The organism is Hydrogenimonas thermophila (assembly GCF_900115615.1).
Taxonomy (GTDB): domain Bacteria; phylum Campylobacterota; class Campylobacteria; order Campylobacterales; family Hydrogenimonadaceae; genus Hydrogenimonas; species Hydrogenimonas thermophila.
On sequence record NZ_FOXB01000015.1, the window covers coordinates 1 to 18,349 of the forward strand.

At 30.9% G+C, this 18,349-nt stretch carries 14 protein-coding genes; 2 read left to right on the forward strand and 12 right to left on the reverse strand.

Features of this window, described 5'->3' with window-relative positions; translation table 11 throughout:
* Positions 1-53: 53 nt before the first annotated feature.
* Positions 54-725, forward strand: a complete 672-nt coding sequence (locus BM227_RS13165; RefSeq protein WP_092912213.1) for a transposase — start codon at positions 54-56, stop codon at positions 723-725.
* Positions 712-1,179 (forward strand): transposase, encoded by a 468-nt coding sequence (locus BM227_RS13325; RefSeq protein ID WP_092912215.1) that lies wholly within the window; start codon positions 712-714, stop codon positions 1,177-1,179. Before BM227_RS13165 ends, BM227_RS13325 begins: the two co-directional genes overlap by 14 nt.
* 18 nt (positions 1,180-1,197) lie before the next feature.
* Here BM227_RS13325 and BM227_RS06235 read toward each other — a convergent pair whose 3' ends face one another.
* From BM227_RS06235 to BM227_RS06290, 12 genes are all read right to left on the reverse strand, one after another.
* Entirely contained in the window at positions 1,198-3,225 is a 2,028-nt protein-coding gene (locus BM227_RS06235) for an EAL domain-containing protein (protein WP_092912216.1), read from the reverse strand.
* 108 nt (positions 3,226-3,333) lie between these two features.
* Positions 3,334-3,900, reverse strand: a complete 567-nt coding sequence (locus tag BM227_RS06240) for a PhnA domain-containing protein (protein ID WP_092912218.1) — start codon at positions 3,898-3,900, stop codon at positions 3,334-3,336.
* A gap of 100 nt (positions 3,901-4,000) precedes the next feature.
* Complete coding sequence (locus BM227_RS06245; RefSeq protein WP_177202005.1) at positions 4,001-4,300, reverse strand: chorismate mutase; 300 nt, start codon at positions 4,298-4,300, stop codon at positions 4,001-4,003.
* 10 nt (positions 4,301-4,310) lie between these two features.
* On the reverse strand, positions 4,311-6,674 hold the full coding sequence (locus tag BM227_RS06250; RefSeq protein ID WP_218147922.1) for a bifunctional diguanylate cyclase/phosphodiesterase: 2,364 nt from the start codon (positions 6,672-6,674) through the stop codon (positions 4,311-4,313).
* Complete coding sequence (locus tag BM227_RS06255) at positions 6,664-7,188, reverse strand: hypothetical protein (RefSeq protein WP_143089704.1); 525 nt, start codon at positions 7,186-7,188, stop codon at positions 6,664-6,666. The genes BM227_RS06250 and BM227_RS06255 overlap by 11 nt, the downstream gene beginning before the upstream one ends.
* Positions 7,188-9,257: a TonB-dependent receptor plug domain-containing protein gene (locus tag BM227_RS06260; RefSeq protein ID WP_092912223.1), complete on the reverse strand. Its 2,070-nt coding sequence runs from the start codon at positions 9,255-9,257 to the stop codon at positions 7,188-7,190. The genes BM227_RS06255 and BM227_RS06260 overlap by 1 nt, the downstream gene beginning before the upstream one ends.
* A 63-nt stretch (positions 9,258-9,320) precedes the next feature.
* On the reverse strand, positions 9,321-9,578 hold the full coding sequence (locus BM227_RS06265) for a hypothetical protein (protein ID WP_092912224.1): 258 nt from the start codon (positions 9,576-9,578) through the stop codon (positions 9,321-9,323).
* Positions 9,565-10,416, reverse strand: coding sequence for a CheR family methyltransferase (locus BM227_RS06270; RefSeq protein WP_092912225.1), 852 nt, complete (start codon positions 10,414-10,416; stop codon positions 9,565-9,567). Before BM227_RS06270 ends, BM227_RS06265 begins: the two co-directional genes overlap by 14 nt.
* On the reverse strand, positions 10,409-10,981 hold the full coding sequence (locus BM227_RS06275) for a chemotaxis protein CheB (protein ID WP_092912227.1): 573 nt from the start codon (positions 10,979-10,981) through the stop codon (positions 10,409-10,411). Before BM227_RS06275 ends, BM227_RS06270 begins: the two co-directional genes overlap by 8 nt.
* Complete coding sequence (locus tag BM227_RS06280) at positions 10,978-13,242, reverse strand: methyl-accepting chemotaxis protein (protein ID WP_177202007.1); 2,265 nt, start codon at positions 13,240-13,242, stop codon at positions 10,978-10,980. The genes BM227_RS06275 and BM227_RS06280 overlap by 4 nt, the downstream gene beginning before the upstream one ends.
* Before the next feature lie 180 nt (positions 13,243-13,422).
* A complete protein-coding gene (locus BM227_RS06285) occupies positions 13,423-16,062 on the reverse strand; it encodes a RecB-like helicase (RefSeq protein WP_092912230.1) in 2,640 nt (879 codons plus the stop codon).
* Complete coding sequence (locus BM227_RS06290) at positions 16,062-18,344, reverse strand: PD-(D/E)XK nuclease family protein (RefSeq protein WP_092912231.1); 2,283 nt, start codon at positions 18,342-18,344, stop codon at positions 16,062-16,064. The genes BM227_RS06285 and BM227_RS06290 overlap by 1 nt, the downstream gene beginning before the upstream one ends.
* Between the last annotated feature and the right edge of the window lie 5 nt (positions 18,345-18,349).

The window sequence follows — 18,349 nt, forward strand, 5'->3', positions numbered from 1 at the left end:
TCTCACTAGTCGTCAAAACTCCACAGAGAATGGAGTTTTGATAAAATAGTGTTATGAAAAAAGTAAACAAAATAGAGGGAGATCGTATCAAATTAGAGCTTAAAATCAAAGAATTGACAGGTTGGCATAAAGCACGGGTTCATGTCATAGTAGCTTTGATAATGGCAATTATACAAGAGAGGAGTGTAAATCTAAAAAGATTAGCCAGTTATTTAAACTCAAAGCTCGAAGATAAAGCGAACTATAGAAGAGTAACAAGATTTTTTCAAAAGTTTGAGTTTGATAGGAGAGTGTTTGCAAGGCTGTTAGCAAGTTTTTTACCAAAGAGTGAGAAGTGGACTTTAATCATGGATAGGACCAATTGGAAATTTGGTAAAACCCATATCAATATTTTGGTATTAGCCGTGAAGTATAAAGGTATAGCGGTACCGATATTATGGTATCTTTTAGATAAGAAGCGAGGTAATAGTAGTTACAGGGATAGGATTAGAATAGTAAAAGAATTTATCAATCTTTTTGGAGTAGAAAAGATTGAAGTGCTTTTAGCAGATAGAGAGTTTATAGGAAAAGAGTGGTTTGCTTGGCTTCAAAGAAGAGAGATCCCCTTTGTAATAAGAGTAAGAAACAATACATTGGTAAATGGTAAAAAAGTATCAACTCTTTTTGCAAAAGTACCAAATAAAGGCTTTTTGCATTTAAAAAAAGTATGTAATGTATGGTATTGATGGGTTAAGAATAGCTGGTGCAAAAAATGAAAAAGGTGAGTTAATCATTGTGGTATCAAATGTTGAAAAGAAGAGTATCATCGCTATATATAAGCAAAGATGGGAAATTGAAGTGCTTTTTAGTGCATTAAAAAAAAGAGGTTTTAACCTTGAAGAGACTCATTTGACTGACCGTAAAAAGATTACTTTGCTCTTTGGCTTAATCTCACTCTCTTTTGTATGGAGTTATTTTATTGGCATTCTTAAAGCTAAGAAAAAACCTATCGATATTTTAAAGCATGAACATAAAGAACAAAGCTTCTTTATGTATGGATTAATGCATATGAAATCTATTTTGCTTTACTTTTATGAAAAAGTTGATGAACTAGCGAATATCTTTGAAATTTTTATTGGTCTAATTAGTGGAGAAAACCCCGATAATATGGCTCTTTATGGAGTTGGAGGAAAAAAATGACGACTAATGAGATTTTTTTTATTGATCATTATCTTGCTCAGAATGTTTTTCAAAACATTCTCTACAAATTTTTTCTATCTCTTCTGGCTTACCAAAATAATAACCTTGAAGATACTCAATTCCTACTTTTTTACACTCATTTGCAATATCTTCATTTTCTACATATTCTGCTACTGTTTCAACTCCAAGTTTTTTTGCAAAATGAACAATACTCTCAACCAATAGTTTTGAATCAGAATCTTCAGTAATATAACGAATAAGAGAACCATCTATCTTATAAAAGTCAACTTTCATTTTAAGCAAATAGTGAAAATTTGAGTAACCACTTCCAAAATCATCAATAGCTATTTTTGCACCATAGCTGTGTATTTTACTTATAAAATCATTTACAGTTTCAAAATCACAAAGCTCTTCTGTCTCTAAAATTTCAAAAACTACACGTTCAGGATTTGGATAGTTACTAAGTGCTTCATAAATACTGTTTTGACAAACAGGATCTTTTATATCATTCATACTTAAGTTTATAGAAAAAGAGCATTTAGCAGACTCAAAAGTTTTAAAACTCTTTTGTATAACTATATTAGTAATTTTAGAATATAATCTACTGTTTTGAACAACATCTAAAAACTCTCCAGGCATATGTATCTTACCATCTTTGTCTATCAACCGGATCAATGCCTCATATTTTGTAGTTTTTTTAGTATCTGCTTTTACAATAGGTTGAAAATGTACTATTAGTCTATCATCTTCTATAGCCAATTCAACCTCTTTCATCCACTTTATATGACGTTTATAATCTACTTCAAGTTCTTTTGCATTGTTATAAAACTCAAAAGGTTTTTCCCATTTTTTTGCTGCATTTAATGCTATAGAAGCTTTTTCAATAAGTCTGTTTTTTCTATTTTGAACAACTCCTGCAGTAAATTTTACTCTTAACTCCTCCATTGCATCTACATCTAAATGCATATTATGCAATTTATCTAAAATTTTTGTTATCTCTTCTATTGTAAACTCAGAAAACTTAACCAAAGCAAATTCACTACCACCAATTCTATAAAGGTGCATTTCATCAGACATAATTTTTTTCAATGTATTTGCTATTGATTTTAGTACAATATCTCCTATTTCAAACCCATAATAGTCATTTAGTTCTTTAAACCTGTCTACATTTATTAGTAACATTGACGCAGGAGGTGTATTTTCCAAATCTTTTTTTAAACGACTTAAATTATGAAGTCCTGTTAATGAATCAATAGAAAAAGAGTCTAAAAGCTTTTCATAATAGAATTTAATCTTATCTATTAATGCATTAAATGAGTGTTCAAGGGTTTTAAGCTCTTTACAGTTAGATGAAATATGGATCTTTTCATCTAAATCCATTTTATCTCTTACTTTAGATATCTTTTTACTTAATTCAACTAACGGCTTAACAAGCCTATTTTCAAAAGCCGCATAAAAGAATATAAAAAAGAGTAAAAAGAATATTGCAGTTGATATAATAAAATATAATATTACTTTATCTAAAGAGACTACTATTTTATTAGCAGGAAGAGTGATATCTATAACACCATTAATATCTCCAATTCTAGCATTTTCATGGCAAGTTAAACATTGTTTTTTTACTCTAATTGGATAAAGATAACGAATCATATTATTTGATCCAATTTTAATAATCTCTTTACCCTTCATTGATTCCTTAATCAAAGGATCTTCCATTACTTTTTTATGATCTTTCTCTATTATCCCATACTTATCTTCTACAATCTTACTTCTAAACAGGCTTATTTTCATACCATCTCTTAAGCCGTTAAGTCTCATTAAAATTTTTTCTATATCCTCTTTACTCCACCCCTCTTGCATTTTTGTATACATAGTTTCAAATACCAGTTCACTAGTATGACGGGCATCTTCCATTGCAAGAGAATTCAAAGCCTCTTTTTTTAAGTAGTATCCTACTAAAAATTGAAAAGCGAGACTTACTGCTAGAAAAATTCCAATTATATTTAGTACCAATCTTCGTATAGTAATAAGACTTTGATTAGACATAAAATTATTGTATCTTACTATACTTATTTGTATCTTAAATATATAAAAAAAAACTTTATTTTGTAGATATATGTAGAATATGTTGCAGTATTATAACTGCAACATATATTAGGCTTTTTTCAAAAATTTACTTAGAAGAACTATTTTGACACCATTTACACGACCTTCTATTTGCTCAGGATTAGAAGTCAAATGTATATTTTTAACAACTGTACCACGCTTTGCAGTAAATCCTGCTCCTTTAACATCAAGGTCTTTTATTATTGTTACACTATCACCCTCTTGTAATACTGTTCCATTACTGTCACGTGTTGGCTCTTGACCATCAATTTCATTAATCTCAGCATCAGCCCAAGTTTGTACTTCAGGCTCAAGATATAACATATCAAGTAAATCTTGTGGCCAGCCTTCAGATGATATTTGCTTCAAAATACGATATGCCATTACTTGAACAGCTGGAACTGTACTCCACATACTTTCATTTAAACAGTGCCAATGATTTGGATCTATTGATTCAGGATTACTTATCTGTTCTCTACACTTTTTACAAATAAATATAGACTTATCAGCACTTCCATCAGATGGCGTTACTTCAAATACATCTAACTCATCAGTACTACTGCAAAGTTCACATTTACCACCACTTCTCTCTATTAACTCCTCTTTTATGCCCATATTATTGCCTTTTTAAAAAATTGGGTGAAATTATACACCTTTGAGAACTATTTTCAAAATGACAAGTTAGGTGTATTGTTACGCCTTTTAAAGAGTTGATTTAGAATGAACCTTTATTGCGAAACTCTGCAATTTCAGTTTCTACCATAGCATCTATCATCTCTTTATATAAGTCAGCTACCATATTTGGAGATACTCCAAGACTCAAAGCTTTATGACGAACATGATTAAGTACATCTTCAATTCGCTCATCAGCTTTAATCTCATCTACAGTATGCTTAAACTTTGCAGCTTGTTTTATATAATCATTCCTAACTGCAATAAGCTCAACAATTTTCTCATCAACCTTATCGATCTCTTTACGTAACTCTTCAAGTGTGTCACAAGATTTAATTTCCATAATACCCCCTTTACTTCTTGCTTTCTGCATAAGCTTCAAACTCTTTTGCTTCAATTGCCTTAGAGTAATAGTACCCTTGTGCATAGTCGCAAGAGAGTGCTTCTAGTATTTTAATATGTTCTTCCATATCAGGACCTTCAGCTACAACCTCTTTTTCAAGTGTTTTTGCAATTTGAATCATAAGTTTAACTATAATAATATCTTCAGAATCTTGATGTATATCTTTAATAAATTCACGATCTATTTTAATAACATCAAATGGTAGTCGTTTTAGATAACTTAAAGAGGAGTATCCTGTTCCAAAATCATCTATACTAACTTTAAATCCTAGATTTTTTATTTCATGAAGCATCCTTATAGATGTCTCTACATCTTCCATTTGCAATGTCTCTGTAATCTCTAACTCTATTAATGATGGGTCAATAGGATACTGCTTTAACAACTCTTTTAAGTTATCAACCAAACTTTTGTCATTAAATTGTTGAGCTGATAAATTTATGCCAAGTGTCCATTTAACTCTTTTCTCTTTACTCCATTTATATAACTGTTTAAATGACATTTTTAAAACATATCTGTCATACTCAGCCATTAATGAACTCGACTCTATAACAGGAATATAACTATTTGGAAAAATCAAACCTTTTTTAGGATGCATCCAACGTGTTAAAACTTCTGCTCCACGAACTTTTCCTGTTGAAAGATCAATTTGAGGTTGAAAATATAACCTTATCTGATCCTCAGTTTTTAATGCTTCTTTGATCTCTTCAATTATTTGAAGGTGTTCATTTAGTCGTAATCTAATTGATGAATTGAAGAATTGATAGCGATTTTTACCCAATTTTTTTGCTTCATACATTGCAGCATCTGCATATTGCAACAAAGTTTCTGGCTCTGTAGCATCATTAGGATATAAAGCTATTCCTAGACTTGCTGTAACTGTACAGCTATGATGTTTAATGACAAAATTACGTGTAATTAAATTTAAAATATTTTTACCAATTTGTTCTGCACTATCTGCATCTTTAACATCAGTTAAAACAATAACAAACTCATCTCCACCTATTCTTGCTATTAAGTCAGTCTCTCGAATTGACTCTTTTAAAATATTTGCAACTTTTATAAGCAGTTCATCACCTACAGAGTGTCCATAAGAGTCATTGACAAATTTAAAGTTATCCAGATCTAAAAAAAGTACTGCCAGCATCTGTTTATGACGTTTTGCTAATTTTGTTAAAAAATCTATCTTCTCTAAAAATGCTCTACGATTTAATAAATTTGTCAATGGATCATGAAATGCCATATGTTCAGCTTTTAGTTTTGCTTCTATCTCTTCAGTTACATCCATACTTACTCCCATTACTTCAGTAGGAGCATCTTTAAATTTTCTTACACGGCCTTCAGTATGTAAATATTTTATTTTTCCTCTACTTGTAACAACTTTATGAATAAAGTCAAAGCGGGAACCTTTGTCTATTGAAGCTTTAAGGGTATTAATAAAAAAGTTTCTATCATCTGAGTGTATAGAGTTTAGTATAGTTTTAATACTTAAATTTTTTATTCTAGCATCAATTTCTAAAATTCTGTAGAATTCACGACTTACTTCAACCTGCTTTGTATGAGGCCAATATGTCCAGCTTGCCATTTGAGCAATTCGCTGTGCATCCATAAGACGCTTTTTATTTCTTAATAATGTTTTATTTACTGTTTTTAAGTTCCTAGCATAATCATTTATTCGCTCTAGTAGTTTATTAACTGCATGCGTAATATGCTTAACTTCATAATAGTTATCTGGTGACTCTATCATTTTTATATTATGAAGATCAAAATTTCTTAATTTTTCAGCCAATATATTAAGTGACTTGATTCTTTTATATAAATATCTCATTGCTATTATTATAGACAAGATAATAAGTATTGCAAACATAAAAGCAGATTTTCTATACTCATTAAAATGCTGTCTTGACAAAATTAACTTATAAACTATTTCTACTTCACCTAATTTTTTATTATCCTTTTCTATATAAAAAGTTTTATAGTTTGCATTATCCATTTTTTCCTTAAAAGGATTTTTTCCCTTTTTAAATAAATATTTTTTACCACTACTTGTTTTTATTAATATTGCTAAAATATTACTGTTTTCAGCTAAAAGCATATTCCCAATATCTTCAATCGGTTTTTCAAAACCAAAATAGATTGCATCAGCAATACTCGGTATATTGCTTTGAATGGCAGACTCAACTTTTGCCTGCTCCATACGCTCCATAGCCTCTTTTGTTAATCGTAAATCTTCTATAAAAAAGAGAATAAAAACTATTAATACAGAAACAATGACGAGTATAATTTTAAAATGTAGTGAATTACGATTAATCTTCATCATCATAAACCTTGGCAACTTTAAATATAATAGGACGTAACTCTATATTACTAAGCCTTATTAGCCTAGGATTTATAATAGGAACTATCCTGCTGCCTAAATATATTGATGCCATAGCATAGCTTATTAAACTCTTATCACTGGTAAATATTAATCTTCTTTGTGATATCAGCTTATTAACAATTTTTTTCATATTTTCAGGCTCTAAAATTGTAATGTATGCAGTAGGAAGCTCTTCTTTCAAATTATTAATATTAAACTCTTTTGCTCTAATTTTTGTACCCAAAATTTTTTTATTATTTAAATATTCAACAAATTCTTGAGCTATAACTTTATGTTCAGAAGAGTCATACAAAATATAAACAACAACTTCTCCATTTAAAAGCTTCTTTTTATAGTCATAATCTAAAAAAATCATTTTACTGAAAAGCCTACCCTCTATGCGCACAAGTTCAGCATCAATATGAGCAAATAGAATCATTGGGATTAAAAATATTAATATTAATCGTTGCATTACCATTTTGCCTCTAAAGATATAAACCACTCTCTTCCATTTGAAGGAATTCTTGCACCTTCAGGAACAAATCTATATGCACCTCCAATAACCTCTGTAGGGGGTGCAAAATACTCAATATTTTCATCTAATAAATTTGTCACACCTGCTTGAATTGTTATATTTTTGCTGTATGCGTAAGTAATTGTTTCACTTATATTGACAAAAGAATCTATATTCGGAACATCATTTGGCATATCTATACTGCTACCATAATCAATTTGTGTAAAACTGTGTAGCGCTGGTATTAATTCATAATCTACATAAAGTTTAAATAGATCTTTTCTATTATCATTATCTATAACATAAAAAGATGTACTTATATCATTATGGTGACTAAAACTTGCAACCAACTCATTTTTTTCGCCAAACTTCCGACGATAACTTAACTCAAACCCTTTTAATATCACAGCTTCACCATTATCATAAACTCCAAAACCATCTGTATATACACGTACTATTGGATCACTGTTTTTACCATAAAATATATTTAATTTTACCAAATCTTTCATAGTGAAACTATGCAGCCAGTTAATCTCTATCATATCCATTGTTTCAGGTTCTAAATTTTCATTGCCATGAAATTCTGCTTCTGCTTTTGCATATAATTCAACCCAAGATGGAACCCGGAAAGTATGATTAAATAAAAATTTAACCGTATTATTTTCATTAATATTATTAACTGCACCAAATTTATATGATATATGAGCATCAAAATTACTGTAATGATCAAGTCTTAAACCACCAATTAGTGCAAACCTATCATTAAAGCTATATAAATCTTCTACTGCTATAGCAAAGTTTTTTCGATCAATCCCCTCTTTTAAAATATTTTGTTCACCAGTTAAATGCTCTCCATCTGGACCTAAATTAAGATCATAATCAACTGGTGGATTAGATGGAATATATTGAATATAGTACATATCAACAGGTTTTGAATAGTGAGCTTCAACTTGTGCAATCACATTATGATGTAAATCAGTATATCTTAAATAACTCATTAACCCAGTTTCAACTTCATTGATGTAAGCACCCATAATTACATCTTTATCTGGATCATCAGTTGATTGTAAATCATATGGCATTACCCTGTAAGCACCATCCCAAATATAATCTTTTGCATTCCACTCTATATGCCATTTCAAATCTGTACTTATATATTTATCATACTCAACCAATAAAGAGTTATGAGTCATTGTTACATCTTGATCTTTTTCCAAAGGTACAATATTAGAAATTCCGAAAAAGCTTCCTTTCGTATACTGTTCTAAACGGTAACTGACATGAAACTCATCTTTTTTATAACTTATACCAATACCTGATGTCTTCTCTTTTGCATATGCTGGAAGTGATTCTCTAAATGTTTCTAAACTATTATTTGCTTCATTATGACGCATTGTAGGACTAGCAACTATATCTGGATCAAAATCACTTATATGAGCATCTAAATTTAAATACCCTTCATTAATATTTAATGTCTGAAATATTGATGCCATCTTTCCATTTTGAGAAGTAGTAGTTACATTAAATCTGCTTTTACTCTCTTCGTCAAGAGTTATTATATGTATTGCACCCATAAATGCATTACTTCCATATAGAATGGCATCTGGTGTCTTTGTTACTTCAACTCTTTTGATCAATGATGCAGGAAAAGTATAATAATAAAACTGGTTGCTATAAAGATTATTGGTTACATCCACACCATTTATTAATAACTTTAGCTTATCACGGTATTGTCCTCTCATACCTCGTATGACTATCTGTCTTTTTCCACTACTACTCATAGATATCTCTATACCTGGAACAAGTTTTAAAATATCTAAAAGAGTTTTTGCACCGCTTGCTTCAATAATATCTCGTCTAATTACAGTAACAGTAGATGGGATTTTTTCAATATTCAACTTATCGTGTAAAGCAATCTCACTTGCTTCATTTAGTGTTTGTAAAAATAGTTCATCTATCTCTTTCTCATCAACTTGTGCATATAAAGAAGTAATAATCAATAATGAAAAAAAATAAAATCTTTTCATCAGTTTTCCTTAATCTTACAAATGCAGTTACTTTACACAATTTTTTCTTAATAGTTACTAATCTTATGTTGATTTTAGCATCTCAACTAACTCCAAATATAATTCTTTACACTCATTTTCATCTATATTTTCATTTTCTATATCTTTTAATAACTTAATCGATTCATTATGCAACTCTTGCAGTTCAGTATATTCATCTTTTTTATCTTTATCAGCTTTTTTCTCTTTTGCTATCTGCTCAAAAAGCTCATCTATTTCATCTTCAATATCTGGAATAATTTCAAACTCTAAAAGCTCTTTCAACTTATTACAATTTACCACTATCAACTCCCTTCTGTTTTTGATATATAAAACTTGATACCTTTTTTAAATTGCTTATCTCATATAATCTGTCTGTTACACCCATTACTAAATATCCGCCTGGTTTTAACATTTTTAAAAGAGTTTCAGTAGCTTTTTTTCTGTGCAAATCATCAAAATATATAAAAAGATTACGAGATAATACAATATCAAAACTTCCATATTTATCAGAAGACAAAGCAAAAATATTATCATCAATAAATTCAGTATTGCTTCTTAAAAAAGATTTTATCTCATAGCCATTTTCTATTTTTTCAAAATACTTCTCTTTTAGTCGTTCATCTAGTTTATGCAACTCTCTCTCACTGTAAATCCCTTTTTTTGCCTTTTTTATTGACTCATTATTTACATCAATTCCTACACATTTTACTTTATGCAAAAGCTGACTATTCAGAATATCTAACATTATTAAAATAGAGTATATTTCAGCTCCATTAGATGATGGTATAGACAATATTTTTACATCTCTATTCTCATTGGAAATCCATTCTACAAGCCATTCTAAACTATCAATTTCTCTAAAAAAGTAGGTCTCATTTACTGTAACAGCATCTATTACCTCTTCATAAAAGCTGTAACTATTTTTAAACATTTCAATAAACTCTTCAGCTGATTCAACCTCATATCTTCTTGCTATTGATCCTAATCTTTCATATAAAATAGGTCTTTTATATAAGTCATTAATTCCAAGTTCTGTATATAAATGGTTAAATATTGGAGTAAAATCATTAATATCTTTTATTTTACGCTTCTCTTCTATTACATCATTGCTTTTCTTTGTAAATAAAAAATCAAACATCTATCAATCCTTCATATGCAAAAAAAGATATCATCTCATCCAAGCTGAATATATGTGTAACAGCACTGTTTTCTATAGCACACCTTGGCATACCAAAGACAGGTGCACTCTCTTCAGATTCTGCTATGGTAACTGCTCCATTTTTCTTTAATTCAAATAATCCTCTTGCTCCATCATCACCTATTCCTGTCATCAAAGAAGCATATACATCAAAATTTTTACATAATGGAACTGCCGATAAAAAAAGCTGATCTATATCAGGAGTATATCTACCTATATTTTTACTATTTTCCAGATCAATTTGAAAAGTAGATACATTTGATATAACTGCACTTTTGCCACATATAACAACTCTCTTTTTTGACGTAGACAACACTGCAGGAGTAGAAATAAATTCAAACTCAAAGCTACTTTGTAAATCATTTACAAAAAAATCAATCACTTCTGCTTTCATATGTTGAGCAATTATAATATGAGCATTTAACTTTTTAATTCTAGAAAAAAGATGATTTATATGAGCAGGCCCTCCTGTTGAGAGCCCTATAAGAAGTACTTTTTCTCTCACGTTTTATACTGTTCAAGAAGATGGTTTAGTTTTGCAGTCATTGATGCCAAATGTTCTGAAGCTGATGCTATCTCTTCAACTGTTCTAGCATTAGAAGATGATATTTCATTAATATTTTCTATATCTTTTATCATATCTTCTATAGATTTCGTATTTTCAATATAACCTTGCACCATTTCATCTACATTAATTATGGAGTTATCCATTTTGTTAACACTATTTGCAATCTCTTCTTGTGCTTCTGTTGCATTGTTTGAGAGTGTAGCTATCTCTTTAGCATTTTGAGCTATAGCTTCAGAAGTATCAGAAATAGATTGAACTATAACATTAATTGTAGCATTAATTTCACTAAGTGACTTTTGTGTACGTTCAGCTAATTTTCTCACTTCATCTGCAACAACTGCAAAGCCGCGTCCATGTTCACCAGCTCGTGCTGCTTCTATAGCTGCATTTAATGCTAAAAGATTTGTCTGCTCTGCTATATCTGAAATTACATCTAATACACCTTTTACATCTTGAGCATCCTGACTTAACTGTTGCAATCTATTTGAAAGCTCATCTTCAGCTGCTGAACGCTCAGTAACTTTAGCAGCTAAATCATCTATTTTTTTACTAGCGTTACGTAACTCCTCTTCTGCAGAGTCAATCTCATCTTTAGTCATCTTAGCTCTCTCTATAGCATCTTCAAGAATCTTTTCTAAATCTTTACCTTTCTCTGTCACATTTTCAACTATATGTGCTTCTTCTTCCGCTTTTTTACCAATTGCAAGAGATGTTCTTGAAAGCTCCTCTGCAATAGATGTATTCTCATGACTAGTAATTTTTGCTTCTACAATTGTATTTTGTACTTTTTCAATAAACATATTAATATTTTTTGCAACTTCATAAAACTCATCACCTTCAGGAACAATTACTCTTCTTGTAAGATCTCCTTCTCCCATTGCTAAATCTTGAGCAGCTTCTTGTAATTTATCAAGTTTTGAAATAATCAATGTATTAACTAAAAATAGTGCTAATAATATAAATCCAATTACTACTATGCTTGATATACCAATTATCATTAAAGTAATATTTTTATTGACTTCCAAAGCCTCTTCTTCATCTATTTCAGCAATTATTGCCCATCTTTTACCATAAACATCAATAGGTGCATATGCACTTAAAACAGGAACACCCCTATAATCATTTATGATCCAAGCACCACTTTTACCACTTAATGCTGCTCTTACTGACTCTGTATCAACCTTAAATACTCCAATTGTTGTACCCAGTTTTTTGACCACCGGATCATTCATCTCTTTTGTAAAACGGCTGTCATTTTTAAACTTTTTATCACTACCTATCAAATAAACTTCACCGCTTTTACCAAGTCCCGCTTTTTCATACTGACCATTAAAACTCATTATTTTATTGATTCTATCAATAGGAAACTGAAAAATAAGTACACCTATTCTTTTACCTTCAAAAAATATTGGAGTTGCTATAAATGCAGCAGGTAAATTGTAACTTGGTTCATATGGAGCAAAATCATCAAATGCTATCTTTCCGGCAGATAAATTTTTAGCTTTTTTATATGCACGTGCCAATCCTGTTTCACTATATGGACCATTTAATAAATTAGTAGCATAATCTTTCTCTTTAAAATCTGTATATACAACATATCCATCATTGTCTACCAAAAAGATATCATAGAGTCCATACTTTTCTAACATTGTATTGAATGATTTATGATAAATTTTATGAGCATATGAGTAAGTAGTTTTATCATTAGAATACATTAAGCCATTTTTCTCTCCAACAGGTTTAGGATTATCTACAATATATAACTTTTGAGCTATTATTCCATCTGGACTTTTTGGCAAATACTCTTCAACTGGCCGACGTTTTTTAACACCTGGAATATCGTAATTAACTTTGTTAAGATAGTTACTCTTATAATGTTCAATTAACTCTTTTTTTGCCTTTTCTAAATCAATATCTATCTCTTCATGAATTTTGTGAAAAGTAGTAGCAAAAGCATCCATTGCACCAACTGTACCTTGTGACTGAGCAGTGGAAATTATTAAAGACTTTATATCTTCAAAAAAATTTTGAATATGATCTTTTTTACTCTCTTTTACTGCATTTAGCTGATTAAGATATGCATCTGTTAATGCACTGCTGAACTTTGGAAGCGAAACAAGACTAATTGCAATGCCAACAACAATAGCAGCGACAGCCACTAATAATATAACTCTTATTTTCACACTTTTCAAATTCATCATAAGCACCTTTGCTGATTTTTAAATAATATTATCCTATCATTTTCTTAACTTTTAATTAACAGTTATTTCATATTTACCCATTTTAATTGTAGAAAGTACCAAGCTTTAGGTATTTAAACCTAGAAATCAACAATAGAATGAAAATTCATTCAGTGTGAAAAAACTACACACTTACTGTTATATTTTTACTAATTCAAGTTTATCAAGATAGTATAAATATGCTTCAATCTCTTTAAGTTCAGGCTTTAAACGATGTAATGCTTCTTTATATCGCTTTATCTGAAGAATATAGTTTTGTTTATCTGACGGTGTTGAAGTTTTATAATCAATTATTACACCCTGTTCACCATTCTCTACAAAAAGATCAATTACTCCAGGAATACCTTCATAAACATAAGGCATTTCATAAACCTTTTTGCCTTCTGTTATCATCATATACTCTATATTTGCTTTACCTGCTTGAACTAACGAGAGTGCTTTGTCTTTATCGCACATTCCACCATAACGATTTAAAAAAGCATCTTCATCATCTGTTTCAAAAAGATAGTGAACCCCCAGCCCCAAAAATATAGCTTCAAAATCATTTGCCTTGTAAGTTTCAATAGATGATGAAACTTTTTGACGACCATAATCTTTTATTTGAATATTAAATGTTGAATGTTGGATGTTGGATGTTTTTTTGCTTTTTTCTACTTCTAGTCTGCCTATGGTTTGAGGTGACAGATTTAGAAAGTCAAATATAGAGCTTTTTGATTTTTTAATGACAGTAAGAGAGCTTTTAGCACGAGTAAAAGCAACATAAATCTTATTCATCTTATCTTCTAATGCCAATCTCTTCTCTTTATCTATTACAGCTTTGAACTTTTCATCAATTGCTTCACGCTTTTTAAACTTCATTCGTATAGATTTTAGCGCTATTCCTTCATAATCAAAAATTACTGGTGATGTATCAGACTGTCCTCGTCCTAAGCGATCTAGCACAATTACATGTTCAAACTCTAATCCTTTAGATTTATGAATTGTCAAAACATTTATACCTGCAACATCTTTAGCGGGAAGTTCCTCTTCATAATTATCAATTTCATAAACAAACTCTGTCAAATCATGCAGAGGTATGGCAAATTCCAAAAGCTTGAAGCTTGCTTCATCAAAAAATTTGTACTTCTGCATAGCCTCTTTTATCATTAATGCAGGTCTGCGCAAAGCAATATCTGGCTTAAAAGTTTCATCATAAGGTTTGCCAATCAGTGAAAGAAAATTTAATCTATGTAAATTACCTTGTTTCCCTGAAGAGTTGGCATAAATAAGCTTCATTAACTCAATTAACGCCTTTGCACTTGGCTGTTCTGAAACTTTAGCTCGTTTATGTGTAGCAATATTTTTACCAAAATTCTCTAATATATAGTCACCTACTTGTAAAATCTCTCTATTATCATTAACCAATATAGCGATCTGCTCATCAGGAACACCAGCTTCAAAAAGTTGTTTTAACGATTTTCCCATAGACTCAAGAGTTTCATCATCTTCTACAACCTCTACAAAACCACCTGGTTTAAAAGCCTTTTGAGGAGGTTTTACATAAGGAAAGGTTTTATTTACAAATTCAACTATCTCTCTTTTAGAGCGATAGTTGGTAGCAAGAAAACCTATTGGAATATTAAAAGAGTCTGCAACATATGTAAATAACTCTTTTTGTCCTCCTCTAAATCGATATATCGACTGCTTTGTATCACCAACATAAAAGAAGGTTCTTTCACTTTCACTAGTGGCAATCTCTTCTATAATAGGCTCAAAAATTCTATATTGTGTAACCGATGTATCTTGAAACTCATCAAAAAGAATGTGTCCTATTTGACTATCTAGTCGAAAATATAGAAAATTTGTAAAATCTTTTTGACGCAACAGTTCAAAAACCAGATGCTCTATATCTTTAAAATGGAGTTTGCCACTTATTTTTAGATGATTTTGCTTACTGTTTCGATAAGCTTTATATAGCTTAAATATACGATCTAAAAAAAACTCCTCTTTTCTATTATAATAGTGTGCTGTTTCACGATAAAGATTATGAAGCCATACATCCATCTCATCAATAAATCCCTTAGAAAAGGTACGATAATTAAGAGTCTCTCTACCAAACCAACTCTTTTCAATAACTTCGCTTAAACACTCATAATCCATCATACGTTTAGCAGTTGAGCTGAAATTACCATTTAAAACAAACTCTTTTAGCTTGAATGCCCACTTCATAGCCTCTTCTTCACTGTAAGGCTCAACGCTAAACGACATTGAAGGAATCTCTTTATCTTTTTCATAAAGCAGTTCAAAAAAAGTAGCAATATTTTGACGCTTCTGTGCTTCAAAACGGGCAAAGTTGATCAGACTGAAATACTCTTTCTCCTCTAACTCCTCTAAAAAACGCTCAAAAAAGGTATCTTGTGACTGGGCTTCAACAGTAAAATCACTTTGCAATCCAACATACCAACAAAACTTTCTTAAAACTTGATGAATGAATTTGTCAATAGTCATAACTTTCAGATCACTTTTTAAAAAGCGATGAAAAATAGTTGGACGTTTTTTTTCAATCTCTTGAAGACTCAGTCCACTCATATTAGCAACTTCCTGCACCATTGCTTCAGGCATATCTTGCAAAAAGCTCTGTACTCTTTCACGCATCTCACCAGCTGCTTTGTTGGTAAAGGTGATTGCTAAAATCTCAGAAGGTTTTGCTTCCAAAAAGAGAAGCGACAAATAACGAGCCACAAGAGCAAAAGTCTTACCACTACCTGCACTGGCACTTAAAGCATAAAGTCGTTGCATTATACATCTCTTCCGCAAGCTACTTTATAGTCACAATACTTGCACGCTTTTATATCGTCTGTCTTTGTGAAATCGATCTCTTTTCTCTGTTTAAGTTCATTTACAATCTCTGCTAACTGCTCTTTTTTTGGAGTTGTATCAACTTTTACCTCTTTAGAGCCGTAAATATCCCAATATATTGTCTCAATACGTCTATTTGGAAAGTTGGCTTCAGCCCAAAGTCGGTAAAAGAGGAGCTGAAAATCGTTCTCATCTTTCACTGTATTGTCTATATTTTTTGTAGTTTTATAATCAATCAAACGAACAACAGTTTCACCCAGATCAACTCTATCTATTTTACTGCTAAGTTCAAACCCAAAATATTCACTACTGCACCACTTCTCTATGCACTCCTGTTTAAAACCTTTTAGTGACTCAAAATCTATTTCACAAAATTTTTGAAGTTTTGGCTCCCACTCTAAAGATATTTCAAATCTCTGCAAAGGAGAAGTTGTAGACTTATAGAGAGTGTCCATCACAAAAGCGTGGTAATCTTTATGAGAGCTAAACATATTTTTTTGGTTTACAGCCTCTTCTAGTGCTGAATGGATCAGCGTTCCAATATTTACATCACCTGATTCAACCTCATTCTCTATCTTTAATTGATACTTATAATAGAAACGACGCAAACATACAAGATAGTCTTTAAGCCTTGAAGGAGTCAATTTTGGCTCTTCTAAAAAGAGATTTTTAGCAACTATTGGCACATCTTCAAGCTTAGGAATCTCTGTTGATGGTGCAATTATGGCACGATAGAGTTCATCTTGCACCTTAGACTCTTTTAAACCTAGCTCAAAAAGAAAACGACTTGGTAGACTCTCTTCACTTTTTACATAACTTATAGCTACTCTTTTACTATTTTGAAGCAGTCGATAGTAGTAGTTTTTTTGTAAATTCTCTTTATCTTTTCTTGTAGGCATTCCTGCATGTTTTCTGATAGTTGAATTTAAAAATAGATCTTTTTCATCAACTTTTGGAACAATATCTTCATTAAAATCTACAATTACAACACCATCAAACTCTTTTCCTCTGCTCTCAAGAACTCCCATAACTGTAATGCGTCCACCACCTACATCGTCTATCTGTTTATCCTCTAAACGTTGCAACCAGCTGTGAAGCAGATGAAGAGGTTTTACATCCTCTAAAAGAGGTGCAAACCGTTTAAACATAAACAACTCTTCATCTATAATCTCTAACTCTTTTACAGTTGACGGCAGATTTTGCAAAAACTCTATAAAACTTTCAAATCCATCTACCTGTTCAAAACTATTGGCAATATCGCTTCCTACTATTTTTGCCTTTGCACTCTCTTTTGCATCAGTCAATGCATCATACAGATCAGCCAATCTTCTGTAGTAACTGCTTTGAACAAATGGAGTTCCCATAGCATAGTTAAAGTTTTTTACACTATCAAATAGTTTAAGATACTCTGAAAAACTCTCATCAGGCACAATTACAGCAACATTGTCAGGGTTGGCTCCATCCTCTATAAACTGTTCAACCTTTTTTAATACAAACGCAACCTGATTGATTCTCTCTTCAAAAGCAGATACCTCAATAGCATCTCGTTTTACTTTTGGTAGAAGTATTTTATTTATGATCTTTTTTCTCTGCCAGTCAAACTCAAAACTGTAATCGATTGGCAAAGACTCATCTATACCCAATCTATCTATAAGTTTTTTATTAAATGGAGTATAAGCAAAATGGATTTTTAGAGGTACTTTTAATCTTTGTAATACTCCTATCTCAAAACGGCTCAAATAGCCTTCTACAAAGAGTTCAATCTCTTCAAACTGCTCTAAAAAAGTTTCAGCTATTCTAAAATTTTCTATAGTGATTTTATCAACTAAGCCCTCTTCTTCAAGAAGTTCTTTATATCTGTTAAAAAGCTCTTTAAGTAAAACAAGGTGATCTTCAAAGTTGGCGTATGTATCGGCACTTCTAATAGTGTCAATATCAACCTGTTCTGCAAAGATCTCTTCATAAAAACGAAAAATAAAAGAGCTGTTTTGAATAAATGATAAAAAGTTTTTATCGAAACCCAGTTTACCAATATCAACACTTTTTGCAGCTTTATAGAGGAATAAAACACGTTCTGACTTATCAACAAAAACTTTTTCAGGTACAACAACACAACGCTTTAAAAACTCATCTATTGTATATAGTTTAGGTAAAATTGTATTGTCATGTTCAGATATAAAGTCACGAACCTGACGATGAGTAGAAAATACAAGGCATTTCACACTAA